Annotated in this window: 18 protein-coding genes, 1 other RNA gene and 1 riboswitch; of the genes, 15 read left to right on the top strand and 4 right to left on the bottom strand. The window is 62.3% G+C overall.

Going from position 1 to position 18,185, the window contains the following annotated elements:
• The first annotated feature begins 1 nt into the window (after position 1).
• Both ACWHXP_RS14045 and ACWHXP_RS14050 read left to right on the top strand, forming a co-directional pair.
• Positions 2 to 613, top strand: coding sequence for a response regulator transcription factor (locus ACWHXP_RS14045; protein ID WP_121037886.1), 612 nt, complete (start codon positions 2 to 4; stop codon positions 611 to 613).
• A 3-nt stretch (positions 614 to 616) separates the two neighbouring features.
• On the top strand, positions 617 to 2,434 hold the full coding sequence (locus tag ACWHXP_RS14050) for an ATP-binding response regulator (protein ID WP_489635725.1): 1,818 nt from the start codon (positions 617 to 619) through the stop codon (positions 2,432 to 2,434).
• Positions 2,435 to 2,490: 56 nt separating this feature from the next.
• Here the strand turns inward: ACWHXP_RS14050 and tgt are convergent, their stop codons facing one another.
• Both tgt and queA read right to left on the bottom strand, forming a co-directional pair.
• Positions 2,491 to 3,621 carry a tRNA guanosine(34) transglycosylase Tgt gene (gene tgt / locus ACWHXP_RS14055; RefSeq protein WP_121037880.1) on the bottom strand — a complete coding sequence of 377 codons (1,131 nt, stop codon included), beginning with the start codon at positions 3,619 to 3,621 and terminating at the stop codon, positions 2,491 to 2,493.
• A 28-nt stretch (positions 3,622 to 3,649) separates the two neighbouring features.
• Complete coding sequence (queA, locus tag ACWHXP_RS14060; protein WP_039788976.1) at positions 3,650 to 4,666, bottom strand: tRNA preQ1(34) S-adenosylmethionine ribosyltransferase-isomerase QueA; 1,017 nt, start codon at positions 4,664 to 4,666, stop codon at positions 3,650 to 3,652.
• Positions 4,667 to 4,886: 220 nt separating this feature from the next.
• Between queA and recG the strand changes: the two genes are divergently transcribed.
• The 5 genes from recG to ssrS all read left to right on the top strand — a co-directional run bounded on the left by recG (position 4,887) and on the right by ssrS (position 9,107).
• A complete protein-coding gene (recG, locus tag ACWHXP_RS14065; protein ID WP_489625535.1) occupies positions 4,887 to 7,007 on the top strand; it encodes an ATP-dependent DNA helicase RecG in 2,121 nt (706 codons plus the stop codon).
• Positions 7,008 to 7,313: 306 nt separating this feature from the next.
• Positions 7,314 to 8,000, top strand: coding sequence for a tRNA-uridine aminocarboxypropyltransferase (locus tag ACWHXP_RS14070; RefSeq protein WP_039789792.1), 687 nt, complete (start codon positions 7,314 to 7,316; stop codon positions 7,998 to 8,000).
• A 196-nt stretch (positions 8,001 to 8,196) separates the two neighbouring features.
• A complete protein-coding gene (locus ACWHXP_RS14075) occupies positions 8,197 to 8,433 on the top strand; it encodes a hypothetical protein (protein ID WP_034330350.1) in 237 nt (78 codons plus the stop codon).
• Complete coding sequence (locus tag ACWHXP_RS14080) at positions 8,430 to 8,747, top strand: cell division protein ZapA (RefSeq protein ID WP_121037871.1); 318 nt, start codon at positions 8,430 to 8,432, stop codon at positions 8,745 to 8,747. Before ACWHXP_RS14075 ends, ACWHXP_RS14080 begins: the two co-directional genes overlap by 4 nt.
• A gap of 183 nt (positions 8,748 to 8,930) precedes the next feature.
• Positions 8,931 to 9,107: non-coding RNA, 6S RNA (ssrS, locus tag ACWHXP_RS14085), on the top strand.
• A 120-nt stretch (positions 9,108 to 9,227) separates the two neighbouring features.
• Here the strand turns inward: ssrS and nrdR are convergent.
• A complete protein-coding gene (nrdR, locus tag ACWHXP_RS14090) occupies positions 9,228 to 9,707 on the bottom strand; it encodes a transcriptional regulator NrdR (RefSeq protein ID WP_121037869.1) in 480 nt (159 codons plus the stop codon).
• A 274-nt stretch (positions 9,708 to 9,981) separates the two neighbouring features.
• Positions 9,982 to 11,226 (bottom strand): serine hydroxymethyltransferase, encoded by a 1,245-nt coding sequence (gene glyA, locus ACWHXP_RS14095; protein ID WP_008326559.1) that lies wholly within the window; start codon positions 11,224 to 11,226, stop codon positions 9,982 to 9,984.
• A gap of 141 nt (positions 11,227 to 11,367) precedes the next feature.
• Positions 11,368 to 11,467: riboswitch (ZMP/ZTP riboswitch) on the bottom strand.
• Positions 11,468 to 11,721: 254 nt separating this feature from the next.
• Here glyA and ACWHXP_RS14100 point away from each other — a divergent pair.
• The 8 genes from ACWHXP_RS14100 to ybgF all read left to right on the top strand — a co-directional run bounded on the left by ACWHXP_RS14100 (position 11,722) and on the right by ybgF (position 18,148).
• Positions 11,722 to 12,474: an SDR family oxidoreductase gene (locus tag ACWHXP_RS14100; protein ID WP_121037866.1), complete on the top strand. Its 753-nt coding sequence runs from the start codon at positions 11,722 to 11,724 to the stop codon at positions 12,472 to 12,474.
• A 227-nt stretch (positions 12,475 to 12,701) separates the two neighbouring features.
• On the top strand, positions 12,702 to 13,163 hold the full coding sequence (ybgC, locus tag ACWHXP_RS14105; protein WP_489624898.1) for a tol-pal system-associated acyl-CoA thioesterase: 462 nt from the start codon (positions 12,702 to 12,704) through the stop codon (positions 13,161 to 13,163).
• Positions 13,164 to 13,398: 235 nt separating this feature from the next.
• Entirely contained in the window at positions 13,399 to 14,100 is a 702-nt protein-coding gene (tolQ, locus tag ACWHXP_RS14110) for a protein TolQ (RefSeq protein ID WP_039788986.1), read from the top strand.
• Positions 14,100 to 14,534 carry a biopolymer transporter ExbD gene (locus ACWHXP_RS14115; protein ID WP_039788988.1) on the top strand — a complete coding sequence of 145 codons (435 nt, stop codon included), beginning with the start codon at positions 14,100 to 14,102 and terminating at the stop codon, positions 14,532 to 14,534. The genes tolQ and ACWHXP_RS14115 overlap by 1 nt, the downstream gene beginning before the upstream one ends.
• Positions 14,535 to 14,551: 17 nt before the next feature.
• A complete protein-coding gene (gene tolA / locus ACWHXP_RS14120) occupies positions 14,552 to 15,523 on the top strand; it encodes a cell envelope integrity protein TolA (RefSeq protein WP_489635724.1) in 972 nt (323 codons plus the stop codon).
• Positions 15,524 to 15,526: 3 nt separating this feature from the next.
• Positions 15,527 to 16,825, top strand: a complete 1,299-nt coding sequence (gene tolB / locus ACWHXP_RS14125; RefSeq protein WP_039788991.1) for a Tol-Pal system beta propeller repeat protein TolB — start codon at positions 15,527 to 15,529, stop codon at positions 16,823 to 16,825.
• 43 nt (positions 16,826 to 16,868) lie between these two features.
• Positions 16,869 to 17,387 carry a peptidoglycan-associated lipoprotein Pal gene (gene pal, locus ACWHXP_RS14130; RefSeq protein WP_008326545.1) on the top strand — a complete coding sequence of 173 codons (519 nt, stop codon included), beginning with the start codon at positions 16,869 to 16,871 and terminating at the stop codon, positions 17,385 to 17,387.
• Positions 17,388 to 17,392: 5 nt separating this feature from the next.
• Positions 17,393 to 18,148, top strand: coding sequence for a tol-pal system protein YbgF (gene ybgF, locus ACWHXP_RS14135; RefSeq protein WP_121037855.1), 756 nt, complete (start codon positions 17,393 to 17,395; stop codon positions 18,146 to 18,148).
• Positions 18,149 to 18,185: the final 37 nt, after the last annotated feature.

The raw sequence follows: 18,185 nt of genomic DNA on the forward strand, positions 1-18,185 counted from the left end.
CATGCCGACTTCACGTCTCCTGATCATTGACGATCATGCGCTCTTTCGTTGCGGCCTGCGGCTGGTGCTGCAGGCCGCCTTGCCGCACGCCAACATCGGCGAGGCCGCCTCGCTGGAGGACGCCATGCGCCTTGAGGACGGCCAGCCGCCCGGCATGGTGCTGCTGGACATCCAGCTGGGCGGGCTCAATGGCATCGACGGCATGTCCGTGCTGGCGCGCAAGTGGCCGCAGGTGCCGGTCATCATTCTTTCCGCCGACGATACCGACGAAACCGTGCGTGAAGCCACCCGGCGCGGCGCGGCCGCCTTCGTCTCCAAGGCAGCCACCGCTGACCACATCCTGCGGGTCTTGCTGGAGGTGGCTGGCGGACGGCATGTCCTCCCTGTGGCCGATGTCGCCGCCGATGCCACCGGCAAACCCCAGTTCACGCCACGCCAGTACGAGGTACTGGGCCTGCTCAGCCAGGGCCTGACCAACAAGGCCATCGGCCGCCGGCTCAATCTTTCCGAAAACACCATCCGCGGCCATGTCCAGGCCATCCTGCTGGCCCTGGACGTGGACAACCGCGCCGAAGCCGCCTTTGCCGCCCGCCGGCGCGGCCTGGTGAGCTAGCGCATGAAGAGCGACGGCGCGCTGGCAAGCGCACCCGTGCACGCGGCGGGCGACGACACGCTGCACCGCGTCCGCGTGGAGCAGGTGCGGCTGTTGTGCGGCAATCTGGGCAGCTCGGTGCTGCCGGGCATTCTGGTGGCGCTGCTGGTGGCCTATGCACTGCGCGAGAGCGCCGGTCTGTGGCCACTGCTGGGGTGGGCTGCCGGGGTGATCGCCTCCAAGCTGTTCGACTACGCCGATGCGCGGCGCATGTTGCGCATGGAAATCACGCCCGCCAACATCGACCTTATCAAGCGCCGCCTGGTCGTGTTGCATGGCATCGATGGTGCCGCCTGGGGCCTGTTGGCACCGCTGGCGCTGGATACCGCCAGCCCGGGTGGCAGCATCCTGCTCATCGGGGTGCTGGCGGGGGTGGCCGGCAATTCCATGTCGATCCTGTCGCCGGTGCTGCCGGCCTTCGTCTCCTTCTGCCTGGTGGAGCTGGGCATGCTGGCGGCCAGCGCCTGGCATACGCATGAAGATGCACTCCAGGTGCTGGCCGTGGCCGCCCTGCTCTACGTCGCCTCGCTCATGGTCCAGGCGCGCAACAGTGCGCGTGCGGCGCACGCAGCCATCATGCTGCGCTTCGAGAACAACGCGCTCATCGAGCGCCTGCAGCGCGAATCCGAAAAAACCCAGCAGGCCCTGCAGCAAGCCGAACAGGCCAATGCCGCCAAGTCGCGTTTCCTGGCCGGGGCCAGCCACGACCTGCGGCAACCCATCCATGCGCAAGGGCTGTTCCTGGAAGTGCTGTCCAATACCCCGCTCGATCCCATGCAGCGCGAGGTGGTCGGCCGCCTGCGCAATGCCGCCGACAATTGCGCCGACATGCTGCATACCCTGCTGGATTACTCACGCATCGAAGCGGGCGTGGTGACACCGCAGCTGGCCCCTTTCCGCCCGCAGGCGCTGATCCATCGCATCAGCCGCGAGATGGCCGCGCAGGCCGAGGCCAAGGGTCTGGTGTTCCGCACCCGCGAGAGCCAGGCAGTGGCCAGCGCCGATGCGGGGCTGACCGAACTGATCCTGCGCAATCTGGTGTCCAATGCGATCCGCTATACCGAACGTGGTGGCGTGCTGGTGGCCTGCCGTCAGCGGGGTCCACAGGTGTGGCTGGAGGTATGGGATACCGGCATCGGCATCGCGCCGGAGCAGCAGCAGGAAATCTTTCGGGAATTTCACCAGTTGGGCAATCCGGAACGCGATCACAACAAGGGCATGGGCTTGGGGCTCGCGATTGCCGAAGGATTGGCGAAGATGCAGGGCTTGCAGCTGACGGTCCAGTCGCGGCCGGGACGCGGTAGCGTCTTCCGGCTGCAGCTGCCGGCGGCGGTCATGCCGCTGCCGGCGCATCCGGGCAAGCCGGCACCGGCGCTCACGGCACAGCGCGACCTGCACGGCCTGCGCATCCTGCTGATCGATGATGACCAGCGCGTGCGCGACAGCATGGCGCAGCTGCTGGGCCAATGGGGCTGCCATTGCATCGACGTCGAAGGCCTGGAAGAGGCCGAAGCGCTGGCCCACTCACAGGAATTCGACGTAGTCATCAGCGACTACCGCCTGCGTGCGCATCGCAATGGCACCGAAGCCATTGCGGCAGTCCGCGCTGCCAGCCGGGAGCATGTCGGTGCGCTGCTCATCACCGGGGATACGGCACCGGCCCGGCTGCGCGAAGCCAGCGAAAGCGGCATTCCCATGCTGCACAAACCGGTGGCCCCGGCGCAATTGTGGGAGGCACTGCTGCGGTTGGCGGCGAAGGCTGGAGGCGTGCATCCGCAATGATGGGTTGATGCGCAATGGCGGGCACCAACACATCAGCGCATTGACGCATCAATGGATCAGTCCACGCCGCGTGCGCGGTCTTCCTTGAATTTCCTGACGAAGTCCTGGAAGGTGCCGGCGTCGATGGCGTCGCGCATCTCCTGCATCAGTTGCAGGTAGTAGTGCAGGTTGTGCACGGTGTTCATGCGGGCCCCCAGGATTTCACCGGCGCGATGCAGGTGGTGCAGGTAGGCGCGCGAGAAGTTCTTGCAGGCGTAGCAGTCGCAGCTCTCGTCGAAGGGACGGTCGTCGTTCTTGTACTTGGCGTTCTTGATCTTGACGTCGCCATAGCGCGTGAAGATCCAGCCATTGCGCGCATTGCGGGTCGGCATGACGCAGTCGAACATGTCCACGCCGTTGGAGACGCCTTCCACCAGGTCTTCCGGCGTACCGACGCCCATCAGGTAGTGCGGCTTGTCGGCCGGCAGGCGCGGGCCGACGTGTTCCAGCACGCGCATCATGTCTTCCTTGGGCTCGCCCACCGACAGGCCGCCGATGGCGAAACCATCGAAGCCCAGTTCTTCCAGGCCGGCCAGCGATTCATCGCGCAGGCCTTCGAACATGCCACCCTGGACGATGCCGAAGAGCGCGTTCGGATTTTCGCCGCGATCGAATTCATCCTTGGAACGCTTGGCCCAGCGCAACGACATGCGCATGGATTTGCCGGCCTCTTCGCGAGTGGCGGGACGGCCATCGATCTCGTAAGGCGTGCATTCATCGAACTGCATGACGATGTCCGAATTGAGCACGCGCTGGATCTGCATCGAGATCTCCGGCGAGAGGAACAGGCGGTCACCGTTGATGGGTGAAGCAAAGTGCACACCCTCTTCCGTGATCTTGCGCATCTCGCCCAGCGAAAACACCTGGAAGCCGCCGGAGTCGGTCAGGATGGGCTTGTCCCAGCCGATGAACTTGTGCAGGCCACCGAACTTGCTGACCACTTCCAGTCCCGGGCGCAGCCACAGGTGAAAGGTATTGCCGAGGATGATCTGGGCGTTGATTTCCTTCAGTTCCAGCGGCGACATGGCCTTGACCGAACCATAGGTGCCCACCGGCATGAAAATGGGCGTCTCGACGGTGCCGTGGTTCAGTTTGACGCGGCCGCGGCGGGCCTTTCCGTCGGTTTTCAGCAGGGTAAATTCCAACATGATGCTCTCTGTTTTCTTTCCGGGTTTCTCAGGTACGGGTCAGCAGCATGGCATCGCCATAGCTGAAGAAACGGTATTGCTGCGCAATGGCGTGCGCATAGGCTGCACGGATGTGTTCATAGCCGGCGAAGGCTGACACCAGCATCAGCAGGGTCGACTTGGGCAGGTGGAAGTTGGTCACCAGCTGGTCGACGGTCTTGAAGGTGTAGCCGGGCGTGATGAAGAGCTGGGTGTCATCGCTGCCTGCCTGGAGCTGGCCGCTCTGCGAGCCGGACTCCAGGGCGCGCATGCTGGTGGTCCCCACCGCGATGACACGGCCCCCTGCGGCTTTGGTGGCACGCACGGCCTCTACCGTCTCGGGCGAGATGGTGTACCACTCGCTGTGCATCTTGTGCTGCGACAGGTCTTCCACCCGCACCGGCTGGAAGGTGCCGGCACCCACGTGCAGGGTCACGAAGGCCTGCTTGACGCCACGGGCGGCCAGTTGCTGCAGCAGGGCTTCATCGAAGTGCAGGCCGGCGGTCGGTGCAGCGACGGCACCGGGTTCCTTGGCGTAGACGGTCTGGTAGCGCGTCTCGTCATAGGCATCGGCCTCGTGGTCGATGTAGGGCGGCAGCGGCAGGCTGCCGTATTGCTCCAGCAACTCGAAGGCATCGGCGGGGAAATGCAGGGTGAAGAATTCGCCGAAACGTTCACCTACGGTGACATCGAAGGCATCGGCCAGGCGAATGCGGGTACCTGGTGGCGGCGACTTGGAGGCGCGTACCTGGGCGTGGACGGTACGCGGATCGAGGATGCGCTCGACCAGGGCCTCGATCTTGCCGCCGGTTTCCTTCACACCAAACAAGCGCGCCTTGATGACGCGGGTATCGTTGAAGACCAACAGGTCGCCGGGCTGCAGCAGCTCGACGATGTCTGAGAAGCGGCGATCGGTCAGTTGCGCACCCTGCACCTGCAGCAGGCGCGAAGCGCTGCGCTCGGCCAGCGGGGTCTGGGCGATGAGCTCGGGAGGGAGCTCGAAATCGAAGTCGGAAAGAGAGTACATGCTTGCAAAATATGGGTGGAGGCGATGCGCACGGCAGCCAACATGGCCAAATGGCCCGGTGCCGGGGCACTTCCCGGGCAAGAAGTGTTGCCGGCGGGATTGATACTGTAAATATTCACAGTAAAATAGCGTAACCCGTTATTTTACGCTGTCTGCGCGTTTTTCCCATATGCGCGTGCGACTAGCCACAATGGCCCTCCGTCCATACCACGCCGACCGCATGCCCGCTACCGCGAAGAAAACCACCCCGCCGGCCTCGAAGAAAAAAGCGGCTCCCGCTGCCAAGGCCACCGCAAAGCCTGCCGCCAAGCCCGAAAACAAGCTGGCCAAGCTGGGCCTGCACAATGACATGGACCTGGTGCTGCATCTGCCGCTGCGCTATGAGGACGAAACCACCCTCATGAGCATCGCCGAGGCCTCCATGCGGGGCCTGCAGACGGTGCAGGTCGAAGGCATGGTCACTGCCTGCGACGTGCAGTTCCGCCCGCGCCGGCAGTTGATCGTGACAGTCGGCGACGACAGCGGGCAGTTGACCCTGCGCTTCATCAATTTCTACGGCAGCCAGACCAAGCAACTGGCCGAAGGTACCCGGGTGCGGGTGCGCGGCGAATTGCGGCATGGTTTCTTCGGCGCCGAGATGGTCCATCCCTCTTACAAGGTGGTCAACCAAGGCGCGCCGCTGCCCGATGTCCTCACGCCCGTCTATCCGGCTGGCGAAGGCCTCTCCCAGGCCTATCTGCGCAAGGCCATCGCCAATGCCATGAGCCGCCTGGACTGGAGCGATACGCTGCCGCCTTCGATGCTGGAGACCCTGAACCTGGCCGGCTTCGAGCCGTCCGTGAGGCTGCTGCACAATCCGCCGCCGGACGTGGATGAGCATGCCCTGATCGAACGTTCCCATCCCGCCTGGATCCGCATGAAGTTCGATGAATTGCTGGCGCAGCAGCTCTCGCTCAAGCGCGCCCAGGCCGCGCGCCGCGCCAAGACCTCGCGCGCCTTGCCGGTCACCGGGCGCATCACCGAGGAACTGACCAAGGTCCTGCCCTTCCAGCTGACCGGTGCCCAGCAGCGCGTTCTCGAAGAGATTCGCGCCGACCTGCGCCAGTCCTTCCCCATGCAGCGCCTGCTGCAGGGCGATGTGGGCAGCGGCAAGACGGTGGTGGCCGCGCTGGCCGCCGCCCAGGCCATCGACAGCGGTTGCCAGGCGGTGCTGATGGCACCGACCGAAATCCTGGCCGAACAGCACTTCCGCAAGATTGCGGCCTGGATGGAACCGCTTAATGTCGGCGTGGCCTGGCTCTCCGGCAGCCAGAAAAAAAAGGAAAAGACCGAGGCCCTGGCCCACATCGAATCCGGTGCGGCGCGCCTGGTCATCGGGACCCACGCGCTCATCCAGGACACGGTGCAATTCGAGAACCTGGGCCTGGTGATCGTCGATGAGCAACACCGCTTCGGCGTGGGCCAGCGCCTGGCCCTGCGCAACAAGAGCTTCAATCCGGCCGACCGCGAAGCGGCTGCCGTGCCGCACCAGCTGATGATGTCGGCCACCCCCATCCCGCGTACGCTGGCGATGACCTATTACGCCGATCTCGAAGTCTCGGTGATCGATGAATTGCCGCCGGGCCGCTCACCTATCGTCACCCGCGTGATCGACCAGAACCGCCGCGATGAAGTCATTGAACGGGTGCATGCGGCAGCGCTGGAAGGCAAGCAGATCTACTGGGTCTGCCCGCTGATCGAGGAATCCGAAGCCTTGCAACTGCAGACCGCGACCGACACCCATGCCGCCCTCTCAGCCGCGCTGCCGGACCTGCAGATCGGCCTGGTGCACGGCCGCATGAAGCCGGTGGAAAAACAGATCGTCATGGAAGGCTTCAGCCGGGGGGCGATCCATCTGCTGGTGGCGACCACCGTCATCGAAGTCGGCGTGGACGTGCCCAATGCCTCACTGATGGTGATCGAACATGCCGAGCGTTTTGGCCTGTCGCAGCTGCACCAGTTGCGCGGACGCGTGGGGCGGGGCTCGGCAGCCAGCGTGTGCCTGCTGCTGTATCAAGGCCCCCTCGGCGGCACCGCCAAGCAGCGCCTGGCGACCATGCGCGAGACGACCGATGGCTTCGAGATCGCACGGCGCGACCTCGATATTCGCGGGCCGGGTGAGTTCCTGGGCGCAAGACAATCCGGTGAGGCCATGCTGCGTTTTGCCGATCTGGCCACCGACCAGTGGCTGGTGGAAAAAGCGCGCGATACGGCGCAGGCACTGCTGCAGCATGCGCCCGATATCGTGGATCGCCATCTGGCACGCTGGCTTGGCGGACGGGAAGATTTCCTGAAGGTATGAAACACCCGCGAAGGCCGCCACAGATGCCACCTTGCCGGGTTTCAAGCTTGGTCTTTTGCAAAGCTTTCCAGCATCTCTCAGGCGGCAGGCCAGTGCAAGGGCTGCAAACGCAAACCAGCAAAATGCCAACCAGATTTCCGCAAAAATCGAGAATTTCTTCGCTTTATGTCGATTGACGGAGAGCAGTACTGAGTCCAATCTACGGCCCACGGTGAACGGGTTCATGAAGGATCGCGCGGCGCACGCTGGTTCACCGGCTTCCCGTTGCGCCGGATGACCATCGCTAACTACAGAAGGCTGAACATTTTGGTTTCCAACCACGATCAACAATTGGCCCGCAGACTGCTCTGCCCCATCTGCCAACGCGCACTGACGGCTTGCATCTGCCACTGGACCTCTCCCATCGATCATGCCGTCGATGTGCTGATCCTTCAGCATCCGCTGGAAGTGAGCAATGCCAAAAACAGCGTGCGGCTGCTGCACCTGAGCCTGCCGTACAGCAAGCTGGTGGTCGGCTCGGTGTTTGATGCCGAGGAACTGCACGCAATGATGCACGCTCCGTCCCGCCTGCGCGGCGTCTCTTCGACCGAACCGGTGCATCCGGTGCTGTTGTACACGGACGATGTCTGCACACCCGAGACCCGCTACTTCGATGCGCGCACCATGATGGTGGACAAGCAGGAGACGCTCAAGCGCGTGCGCCTGGTGATCATCGACGGTACCTGGCGCAAGAGCCGCAAGATGCTGTTCGAAAACCCGATCCTGCAAACCCTGCCGCGCATGATGCTGATCGATACCCCGACCTCGCGCTACACCATCCGCAAGTCGCACAAGCCCGAACAGCTGGCCACGCTGGAAGCAACCGGCTACGCGCTCATGCAGCTGGAACGCAACAGCGAGAAATATCATCCGCTGCTGACGGCCTTCGACAATTTCGTCCTGCAACAGGGCTACATGCGCATGCACGGCCAGGCGACGCGGCGCAGCGAATAGGCGATCCGCCTGGCGCAGGGGAACCAAAGGCGCTGACCGCTGACCAAACCCATCCGGCCGCTCCGTGCGGCCGTTCTTGTTCAGGTGGCGTGGCAATGCGCTTATAATTGTGCGATTGAGACGTTGTGATCCTGAACATCTCTGACATACGTTGACGCCGGCCGGCGTCATCCCATCCCTGCGAACAAATCAACACATGAGTTCCGAATTCCTGCAACTGGCTGAAAAAGTCACTCAGCTCGCCAAGCTGGCACAAGGCCTGCGCGAAGAAAATGCCGAGCTGCGCCGGAAAGTCAAACTGCTCTCCGAAGACAACACCACCCTCGCCTCCCGCGTGGACCAGGCTTACCAGCGCGTCTCCGCCGTGCTGGCGCAACTGCCCGTGGCCGAAGTGGAAGAAGAAGCGGCTGCCGCCGGTGAGGAGGCCGCATGACCACCATCCAGATCAATGCCATGATCATGGGCCAGTCCTATACGCTGGCCTGCCAGGAAGGCGAACAGGCCGCGCTGCATCATGCCGTGGCCTATCTCGACCAGAAGATGCGCGCCATCCGCGACGCCGGCCGCATCAAGGGCACCGACCGCATCGCCGTGATGGCCGGACTGGGCATCGCTGCCGAGTTGCTGAGCATGCAACGTGCTGAAGGTCCCTTCGCCGGCCTGACCATTGCGCAATGGCAGCAGCAGATTGCCGCCATCACCGAGGTAGTGGACCAGGCGCTGGCCCCGCAGGAAAAACTGTTTTGAGTGCGCTGTCAGCGCCATGCTGACACGCGGAAATTCTTTACGCGTGCTTGAGAAAATGGCTGCCTTGCGCAGCCATTTTGCTTTCCCGGAGCAAGCACTTCCCCTGAAGAAAATCCGGTTACAAAATCGTCGACTTATTTTTGAGGAAGGTCTTGGAGGACGAAGATGAATCGGTTAGACTTCGTACTCCTGCCGTGTTCGCGATTGCCATATATTCCTTGAACCATTTACGAGCATAGGCTGTGGGATCGTTTGATGGGCGTGAGCGTCGCTAGTCCGATGAACCCGAAATTGAACTACCGCAGCCAACTTGAACCGTCAGGTTCAGGATGCCGGCACAGCGGCACAGGCGGGACTTGGATTGAAGAAAAACGGCTGCATTCGCAGCCGTTTTTTTATGCCTGTTTGTAATGCCTCTTTGTTACGCCTGTTTGCTGGCGTGACGGAGGACCAAGCAGCGCCGCCCCCTCTTCGCCTCACTCAGCTCTCGCGTTTCTTCGCGCCCTTGCGCTCCAGTCCCACTTCATCGATCACATCCTGGAATTCGGTCACATCCTCGAAGCTCTTGTAGACCGAGGCAAAGCGGATATAGGCGATCTTGTCCAGACGCTTCAGTTCGCGCATCACCAGCTCCCCCACCTGTCCCGACATCACCTCGCGCTCGCCGCTTTGCAGCAGCTTGTCCTGGATGCTCTGGATGGCCATATCGACCGCCTCGGCCGATACCGGGCGCTTGCGCAGTGCCAGCATCAGGCTGCCGCGCAGCTTGGCCGGATCAAAGTCGGTACGGCTGCCATTCTTCTTGACGATCACCGGCATGGTCAGCTCGATGCGCTCGTAAGTCGTGAAGCGCTTGTCGCAATTGCCGCAGCGGCGGCGGCGGCGAATGGAATGGCCGTCCTCGGACAGGCGCGTATCCAGCACCGGGGTATCTTCGTGATTGCAGAATGGGCACTTCATGGTGGCAGTGAGGCAGTAGTTGGATTGAGCTGGACAATGAGGGCCGGGGCCCGGTACTTCGATGACGCGCCGGCCACGCCATGGCCAGCACCACAGTGTTGCATCCCCAGGCCGGCCCGGCCATCGTATGCGAGGGCAAACCGGCCGGTCCAAATAAGCGACGGCGCCCGCAGTAACGGGCGCCGTCCGGAACATCTTCTACGACAGGTACAGTTTCCGCTTTTTGGCAGAAAACTTCACGCCGGCCCCAACGGGCCGGCATTTCCGCCGTCAATCAGCCGTAGACCGGGAAGGCCTCGGTCAGCTTCTTCACTTCGGCCTTGACGCGCTCGATGGTGGCGGCATCGTGCGGGTTGTCCAGCACGTCGGCGATCAGGTTGCCGACCTTCTCAGCTTCGGCTTCCTTGAAACCACGGGTGGTCATGGCCGGGCTGCCCAGGCGGATGCCGGAGGTCACGAATGGCTTTTCCGGATCGTTGGGGATGCCGTTCTTGTTGCAGGTCATGTGGGCCGAACCCAGGATGGCTTCGGCTTCCTTGCCGGTCAGACCCTTGGGACGCAGGTCCACCAGCATCACGTGCGACTCGGTGCCGCCGGAGACGATGCGCAGGCCGCGCTTGATCAGGGTCTTGGCCAGCACGTCGGCGTTCTTCACCACTTGCTGCTGATACGCCTTGAATTCCGGCGAAGCTGCTTCCTTGAAGGCCACGGCCTTGGCCGCGATGACGTGCATCAGCGGGCCGCCCTGGATACCGGGGAAGATGGCCGAGTTGATGGCCTTCTCATGCTCGGCCTTCATCAGGATCACGCCACCGCGCGGACCGCGCAGCGACTTGTGGGTGGTCGAGGTGACGAAGTCGGCGAAGGGCACCGGGTTCGGGTACACGCCTGCGGCGATCAGGCCGGCGTAGTGGGCCATGTCCACCATGAAGTAGGCACCGACTTCCTTGGCGATCTTGGCGAAGCGCTCGAAATCGATGCGCAGCGAGTAAGCCGAAGCGCCAGCGATGATCAGCTTGGGCTTCTTCTCACGAGCCAGGCGTTCCATGGCGTCGTAGTCGATCTCTTCCTTTTCGTTCAGGCCGTAGGAGACCACGTTGAACCACTTGCCCGACATGTTCAGTGCCATGCCGTGGGTCAGGTGGCCGCCTTCTGCCAGCGACATGCCCATGATGGTGTCGCCCGGCTTCAACATGGCGAAGAACACGCCCTGATTGGCCTGGGAACCGGAGTTGGGTTGCACGTTGGCGGCTTCGGCGCCGAACAGGGCCTTCAGGCGGTCGATGGCCAGCTGCTCGGCCACGTCCACGAATTCACAGCCACCGTAGTAGCGCTTGCCCGGATAGCCTTCGGCGTACTTGTTGGTCAGCTGCGAACCTTGCGCTTCCATCACGGCCGGCGAGGTGTAGTTTTCAGACGCGATCAGCTCAATGTGATCCTGCTGGCGGGTGTTTTCCTTCTGGATGGCAGACCACAGGTCGGGATCGACTTTCGCGAGAGTCTGGTTCTTGTCAAACATGGCTTTTCTCCAAATTGATGAGCTGGGGCCGAAGATCGCGTCACCGGCAGCATGCGGACATGCCGGGGGCTCGACTTCCGAAATCGAATGAGGGCCGGAAAAATGGAATGGGATTGCGGGCAGCCTCAGTCGTACTGTCCATTCGGCTGCCCAGGCGCACGGCTGTTGAAATCTCACGCTTCCCGATGGATCCCCATCTTGGCCGGTTTTACCCGGCGTTTCGCCAGTCACGTGAGACGAAATGGTGAGCGCATTGTAGTGAAACGGGGCGATTTGGGCAAGAACCATGGTGGCCGCGCAACAGCCACGCTCCCGAGCCGATATGAAAGAAAAAGCCGGAAAAAACCCGAGAAAAGCGAGCCCATCCTCGTAAAAAGCGGCTTTGGGCTACAATTTCGCTTCTTTCGTTTTTACTTCCGGATCGCCGGTGTGAAGCTTTATCCAGTTTCCCTGCCCGGCACCGGTCTCATCGCCACACAACAGGAGAATCAAGAGATGGTCGTGTTGATTACAGGAGCAACCGCAGGCTTCGGTGCCGCCATGGCACGCAAATTTGCCGGCAACGGTCACAAGGTGATCGCGGCCGGTCGCCGCAAGGAGCGCCTGGATGACCTGGTCAAGGAACTGGGTGCCGACAAGGTGCTGCCCCTGGTGCTGGACGTGACCAGCAAGGAATCGATCAACGCCGGCCTGGAGAGCCTGTCGGGCGAGTGGAAGCAGGTCGACGTGCTGGTCAACAACGCCGGCCTGGCGCTGGGTCTGGGCCCGGCACACGAAGTGGCGCTGTCGGACTGGGAAACCATGATCGACACCAACGTCAAGGGCCTGGTCACCATCACCCACGCCCTGCTGCCGGAGATGGTCAAGCGCGGCAGCGGCACCATCATCAACCTGGGCTCGGTGGCCGGTGCCTATCCCTATCCGGGCGGCAACGTCTACGGTGCCACCAAGGCCTTCGTCGACCAGTTCACCCTGAACCTGCGTGCCGACCTGGTCGGTACCGGCGTGCGCGCCACCAACCTGGCGCCCGGCCTGTGCGGCGGCACCGAGTTCTCCAACGTGCGCTTCAAGGGCGACGATGGCGCGGCGGCGAAGGTGTATGAAGGAACGACCCCGCTGACGGCTGAAGACATCGCGGAAGCCGCCTTCTGGGTCGCCACCATGCCCGCCCATGTGAACATCAATTACATGGAACTGATGCCGACCTGCCAGGGCTTCAGCCCCTTCAACATCAAGCGCAAACAGTAAGGGATGGAGTAGAATGGCGTTTTTGCCGAAGGTGCCCTGGCACCGCAAGAACGCCATCCTCGCCCGACCTTGGCGGATGGACAAGTTCTGCAGGCAGCGAGCGGCCGTCAATTCGTTCGCTTGCCTGACGGCATCATCGCGGACCGCGATGGGTTTCCTGTTCACTTTTCCTGATTTCCTGATTCTTACTCCCCTGCCACAGCAGATTTCCCAATAACAAGAAGCATATGAGTGCCGCCAGTAGTCCATTCGACTGGAAGATCCGGGTCTATTACGAAGATACTGACACCGGAGGCGTGGTCTTCTACGCCAACTACCTGAAGTTCTTTGAGCGCGCCCGCACCGAATGGCTGCGCTCCTTCGGTTTCCAGCAGCAGCACCTGGCCGAGACCACCGGTGCCATCTTCGTGGTCAAGAACACCAGCGTCGACTATCTCTCGCCCGCCCGCCTGGACGATGAACTCCGCCTGACCGTCGTGGTCGAAAAATTTCGAAATGCCTCCATGCAATTCATCCAGGAGGCCTGGCGCCTGCCGTCGGGGGACGGCTCAGGTAGCGCAGGCCTCGATGGCAGCGCACCGCGTCTGCTGGCACGAGGCAGCATCACCGTAGTCTGTGTGGACCAGGCCACTTTCCGGCCGCGTCCGATTCCTGACGAATTGCTGAATCGCATCAAGAAGGCCACATGATGTCAACGGAAAAGCTCATCCGGGCCTTTATGGTGCTGGGACTGTCGCCTTGTGGCGACACATTCCCGTCGTTTGGGACAATCTGCGCCGTGGAAAACTTCTCTGCACATTTGCCGTCTTTTGTTTCGTACCGTTTCATATAGCGTCACCGCCTCACTGAACGTTCACACAAAACAACAGATTTTTAACCTAGCCTCCTCACCCCAACGCCGCCTTCAAGCCGCCACACTTTCCCATGAACGTCACACAAGACCTGTCCTTCATTTCACTGATCGCCAACGCGTCCGTCCTGGTGCAACTCGTGATGTTGCTGCTGCTGTCGGCCTCGATCATCAGCTGGACCTACATCTTCCGCAAGATGTTCACCATCCGCTCAGCCCGTGTGCAGACCGAGGAATTCGAGCGCGTCTTCTGGTCCGGCGGCAACCTGTCGGCGCTGTACCAGGATGCCCTGTCCAACCGCCGCAAGGCCGGTGCCGGTGGCGCGCTGGAGCGCATCTTCCAGGCCGGCATGGGTGAATTCACCAAGGCCAAGGCGTCGGTCGCCGCGCGTGGCGGTGCCGTCGAACCCGCCCTGCTGCTCGACGGTGCCCGCCGCGCCATGCGCGCCGCCTACCAGCGCGAGATGGATGCGCTGGAATCGCACCTGGCCTTCCTGGCCTCGGTCGGTTCGGTGTCCCCGTACGTGGGCCTGTTCGGCACCGTGTGGGGCATCATGAACGCCTTCCGTGGCCTGGCCAACGTGCAGCAGGCCACCCTGGCTGCGGTGGCGCCCGGCATTGCCGAAGCCCTGATCGCCACGGCCATCGGCCTGTTCGCGGCCATTCCGGCGGTGGTGGCCTACAACCGCTATTCGCACGACATCGACCGTCTGGCGATCCGCTTCGAGAGCTTCATCGAAGAGTTCTCCAACATCTTGCAACGTCAGGCACGCTAATGGCTGGCTCATCGATGCGCGGGGGCCGTCCCCGCAAGTTCAAGTCCGAGATCAACGTCGTGCCCTACATCGACGTGATGCTGGTGCTGCTCATCATCTTCATGGTGGCCACGCCCATCACCAATCCCAGCGTGATCAACCTGCCCACGGCGGGCAAGTCCACGCAGCCGCCGTCGGATTACATCGAGATCGCCCTGAAGCCCAACGCCCAGGCCACCATTCGCATCAACGGCCCCAAGAGCGGCGGCAAGAAGGCCGAGACCGTGACCGGCAAGACCGACCTGTCGGAACGCCTGCGCAAGCTGCATGAGGATAATCCGGACCTGGCGGTGATGATTTCGGCCGACAAGGAAATCAAGTACGACGACGTGGTGCAAGTCATCTCGGAAGCCAAGAAACAGGGAATCGCGCGGGTCGGCCTGGCCACCAAGTAAGCGCACAGCCGAGTGATATGAGCGATAACGCACACTACACCATCCCCAAGCCACCCGGCCGCTGGCGCGCCATCACGCTGGCGCTGGTGATGCACGTGGCCTTGTTCCTGTTCTTCTGGATCGGCATCCGCTGGCAGAGCGAAACACCGCTGACGGTGGAAGCCGAGATCTGGGATCCGCAGTACAAGGAAGCCGCGCCCCTGCCCACGCCGCCACAGCCGCAGCCCGAACCTGATCCGGTGGTCGAGCCGCCCAAGCCGCAGCCCGTGATCGAGCCCAAGACCGTCGCCCCCAAGGTGATCGACGAGCCCAAGCTCGACAAGCCCGATATCGCCCTGCAAAAAGAGAAGGAAAAGAAGCGCAAGGAAGAGCAGGAGAAACAGGAAAAGGCCGACAAGCTCAAGGCAGAGAAGGAAAAGGCCGAGCGCGAGAAGAAGGAACAGGCCGAGAAGGACAAGGCTGACCGCGAGAAGAAGGAAAAGCTGGAAGCCGAGAAGCAGAAGAAGCTGAAGGAAGACAAGCAGAAGGAAGAAGAAGCCAAGAAGAAGGCCGACGCCGAGAAGCAGGCTGCCGACAAGAAGAAGCAGCAGCAAGCCGCGGCCGATGCCAAGGCGGCTGAACAGCGTCGCCAGGAAGACCTGAAACGCATGATGGGCCAGGCCACCAGTGCCACCGGTGGCACCGGCACGGCCGAGAAGTCGCAAGGTCCGAAGGGCAGCCCGAACTACGCCAACAAGTTGCGCGCCAAGATCCGCAGCAACACGGTCTTCGACAATAGCGGCGTCAGCGGAAACCCTGCCGGGGAGTACACTGTCGAATTGTTCCCGGACGGGACGGTACGCAGCGTGCGTGTGAACAAGCCTTCAGGTGTCCCTGGCTTCGACGATGCCGTGCGGACTGCCGTCATGAAGTCCCAGCCCTTCCCGGCCGATACGGATGGCAAGGTGCCGTCCAGCTTCACATTCACCCATTATCCGAAAGATCAGTAAACGATGATTAAAGCCCGTTACCTGACCCTGTCCCTGACCCGCATGGCCACTGCCATGGTGGCCGTGGCCGGCCTGTCCTTCGCCCCGGCCTCGCAGGCGCAGATCCGCTTCGAGATCACCGGCGTGGGTGCCTCGCAGATCCCGGTGGCCATCGCCGCCTTCCCGGGCGAAGAATCCGCTCCGCAGCAGATCACCTCGGTGGTCAAGGCCGACCTGGCCCGCAGCGGCATCTTCAAGCTGATCGACAACAGCGATGCGCTCTCGGATTCCTCGGCCATCAACTATGCCGACTGGCAGAAGCGCGGGGCCAATGCGCTGGCCGTGGGCAGCGTCACGCGCCTGGCCGATGGCCGTTTCGACGTGCGTTATCGCCTGTTCGACACGGTGCAGTCGAGCCAGCTCTCGGCCCTGTCCATCGGTGCCCAGCCGCAACTGCTGCGCCTGACCGCGCACAAGATCGCCGACGACATCTACCAGAAGCTGACCGGCATCCCGGGCATCTTCTCCACCCGCATCTCCTATGTGACCAAGTCCGGAAACGAATACCGCCTGGAAGTGGCCGATGCCGATGGGGAAGGCACGCAGGTGGCATTGCGCTCCAATGAGCCGATCATCTCGCCGTCCTGGTCGCCGGATGGCACCAAGGTCGCCTACGTTTCCTTCGAGATGAAGAAGCCGGTGGTCTACATCCAGAACCTGGTGACCCGCCAGCGCTCCATCGTGGCCAACTTCAAGGGCAGCAACTCGGCCCCGGCCTGGTCGCCGGACGGCTCGCGCCTGGCCGTGGCCCTGACGCGCGATGGCCTGACCCAGGTCTACGTGATCAATGCCGACGGTTCGGGCCTGCGCCGCCTGACCAACAGTGCCGGCATCGATACCGAACCGCAGTTTTCGCCTGATGGCGGTAGCGTCTACTTCACCAGCGACCGCAGCGGCGGCCCGCAGGTGTACAAGGTGGGCCTGGATGGTGGCTCGCCCCAACGCGTCACTTTCAATGGCAGCTACAACATCAGCCCGCGCATTTCGCCGGATGGCAAGACGCTGGCCTTCATTTCGCGTCGCGACGGTCTGTTCCAGCTGTATGCACTGGACCTGACCAATGGCCAGGAGATTCGCCTCTCCGATGGCAGCCGTGACCAGTCGCCCAGCTTTGCGCCCAATGGCAAATACATCATGTACGCGACGGAATCTGGTCGTCGCGGATCCCTGGCCGTCGTTTCCGTCGATGGCCGAATCAAACAGCGTCTGACGACGCAGGCCGGTGATATCAGGGAACCGACCTGGGGTCCGTTCATGAAATAAAGAAATCCAATATTGCTTTCATCACGACAAGGAGAAATCCAAAATGCGCACTATCAGTACCTTCGCCCTCATCGTCTCCAGCGCTGTTCTGCTGGCCGCCTGCTCGTCGACCAAGCTGGACGACAAGGCCAACGCCCCCGTGCAGAACGGCGCCAGCAACGGCGCTGACACCCGCGCCGTGGGCACCGTCAACGCCGGTTCGGTTGATCCGCTGAACGACCCGCAAGGCGTGCTGGCCAAGCGTAGCGTGTACTTCGACTACGACAGCTACACTGTCAAGCCGGAATACCGTACCGTCATCGAAAACCACGCCAAGTACCTGGTGGCCCACAAGGACCGCAAGGTGATCATCCAGGGCAACACCGATGATCGCGGTGGCGCCGAGTACAACCTGGCCCTGGGTCAGAAGCGTGCAGAAGCCGTCCGCAAGGCACTGGTCCTGCTGGGCGTGTCGGATGCACAAGTGGAAGCGGTTTCCTTCGGCAAGGAAAAGCCCAAGGCACTGGGCCAGGATGAAGCGTCCTACGCCGAGAACCGTCGCGCTGACATCGCTTACCAATAATCGACATGCATACCGCTTTCAAACTGAAATCGGTAACCGTGGCGGCCTTGCTGGCCGCCACGGCTTTCCTACCGCTTACCGCCCGTGCCGGCCTGTTTGATGATGACGAGGCGCGCAAGGCCATCCTGGACATTCGTTCCAAGATCGAAGCCCTGCAGCGTGACGTTGCCAACAAGGCTGACAAGAACAGCGTCCTGACGCTCTCGGACCGCAACGACAACCTGCAATCCCAGATTGCGGCGCTGCGCGGCCAGATCGAGGTGCTGACCAACGAGATTACCAACGCCCAGCAACGCCAGAAGGATTTCTACGTCGACCTGGATGCACGCCTGCGCAAGCTCGAGCCGCAGCAGGTGCAAGTCGATGGCCAGACCGTGGCTGTGGGCGTGTCCGAACAGCAGGCCTATGATGCGGCCCTGTCGCAATTCAAGGGTGGCGACTACAAGGGAGCGGCCAACGCCTTTGCCGACTTCATCAAGCGCTATCCGCAATCCGGCTACGCCGCCTCGGCGCAATACTGGCAAGGCAATGCCCTGTACGCCCAGCGCGACTACAAGGGTGCCATCGCTGCACAGCAGGTGGTGGTGAAGAATTATCCGGACAACCCCAAGGCCGCTGACGCCCTGCTCAACATCGCCAGTTCGCAAGCTGAACTGAAGGACAAGGCAGCGGCCAAGAAGACCCTGGAACAGTTGATCGCCAAGTATCCGAACACCCCTGCCGCACAGACCGGCAAGGATAGGATGGCGTCGCTCAAGTAAGCGGGTTCATCGCGGTGGTGGTGTTTGATGAACGATC

The organism is Herbaspirillum sp. Her2 (genome assembly GCF_057961375.1).

Excerpts from the sequence above, each read along its gene's own strand:
- ACWHXP_RS14045 (WP_121037886.1), top strand. The coding sequence starts at position 2 with ATGCCGACTTCACGTCTCCTGATCATTGACGATCATGCGCTCTTTCGT.
- ACWHXP_RS14050 (WP_489635725.1), top strand. The coding sequence starts at position 617 with ATGAAGAGCGACGGCGCGCTGGCAAGCGCACCCGTGCACGCGGCGGGC.
- tgt (WP_121037880.1), bottom strand. The coding sequence starts at position 3,621 with ATGTTGGAATTTACCCTGCTGAAAACCGACGGAAAGGCCCGCCGCGGC.
- queA (WP_039788976.1), bottom strand. The coding sequence starts at position 4,666 with ATGTACTCTCTTTCCGACTTCGATTTCGAGCTCCCTCCCGAGCTCATC.
- recG (WP_489625535.1), top strand. The coding sequence starts at position 4,887 with ATGCCCGCTACCGCGAAGAAAACCACCCCGCCGGCCTCGAAGAAAAAA.
- ACWHXP_RS14075 (WP_034330350.1), top strand. The coding sequence starts at position 8,197 with ATGAGTTCCGAATTCCTGCAACTGGCTGAAAAAGTCACTCAGCTCGCC.
- ACWHXP_RS14080 (WP_121037871.1), top strand. The coding sequence starts at position 8,430 with ATGACCACCATCCAGATCAATGCCATGATCATGGGCCAGTCCTATACG.
- nrdR (WP_121037869.1), bottom strand. The coding sequence starts at position 9,707 with ATGAAGTGCCCATTCTGCAATCACGAAGATACCCCGGTGCTGGATACG.
- glyA (WP_008326559.1), bottom strand. The coding sequence starts at position 11,226 with ATGTTTGACAAGAACCAGACTCTCGCGAAAGTCGATCCCGACCTGTGG.
- ACWHXP_RS14100 (WP_121037866.1), top strand. The coding sequence starts at position 11,722 with ATGGTCGTGTTGATTACAGGAGCAACCGCAGGCTTCGGTGCCGCCATG.
- ybgC (WP_489624898.1), top strand. The coding sequence starts at position 12,702 with ATGAGTGCCGCCAGTAGTCCATTCGACTGGAAGATCCGGGTCTATTAC.
- tolQ (WP_039788986.1), top strand. The coding sequence starts at position 13,399 with ATGAACGTCACACAAGACCTGTCCTTCATTTCACTGATCGCCAACGCG.
- ACWHXP_RS14115 (WP_039788988.1), top strand. The coding sequence starts at position 14,100 with ATGGCTGGCTCATCGATGCGCGGGGGCCGTCCCCGCAAGTTCAAGTCC.
- tolA (WP_489635724.1), top strand. The coding sequence starts at position 14,552 with ATGAGCGATAACGCACACTACACCATCCCCAAGCCACCCGGCCGCTGG.
- tolB (WP_039788991.1), top strand. The coding sequence starts at position 15,527 with ATGATTAAAGCCCGTTACCTGACCCTGTCCCTGACCCGCATGGCCACT.
- pal (WP_008326545.1), top strand. The coding sequence starts at position 16,869 with ATGCGCACTATCAGTACCTTCGCCCTCATCGTCTCCAGCGCTGTTCTG.
- ybgF (WP_121037855.1), top strand. The coding sequence starts at position 17,393 with ATGCATACCGCTTTCAAACTGAAATCGGTAACCGTGGCGGCCTTGCTG.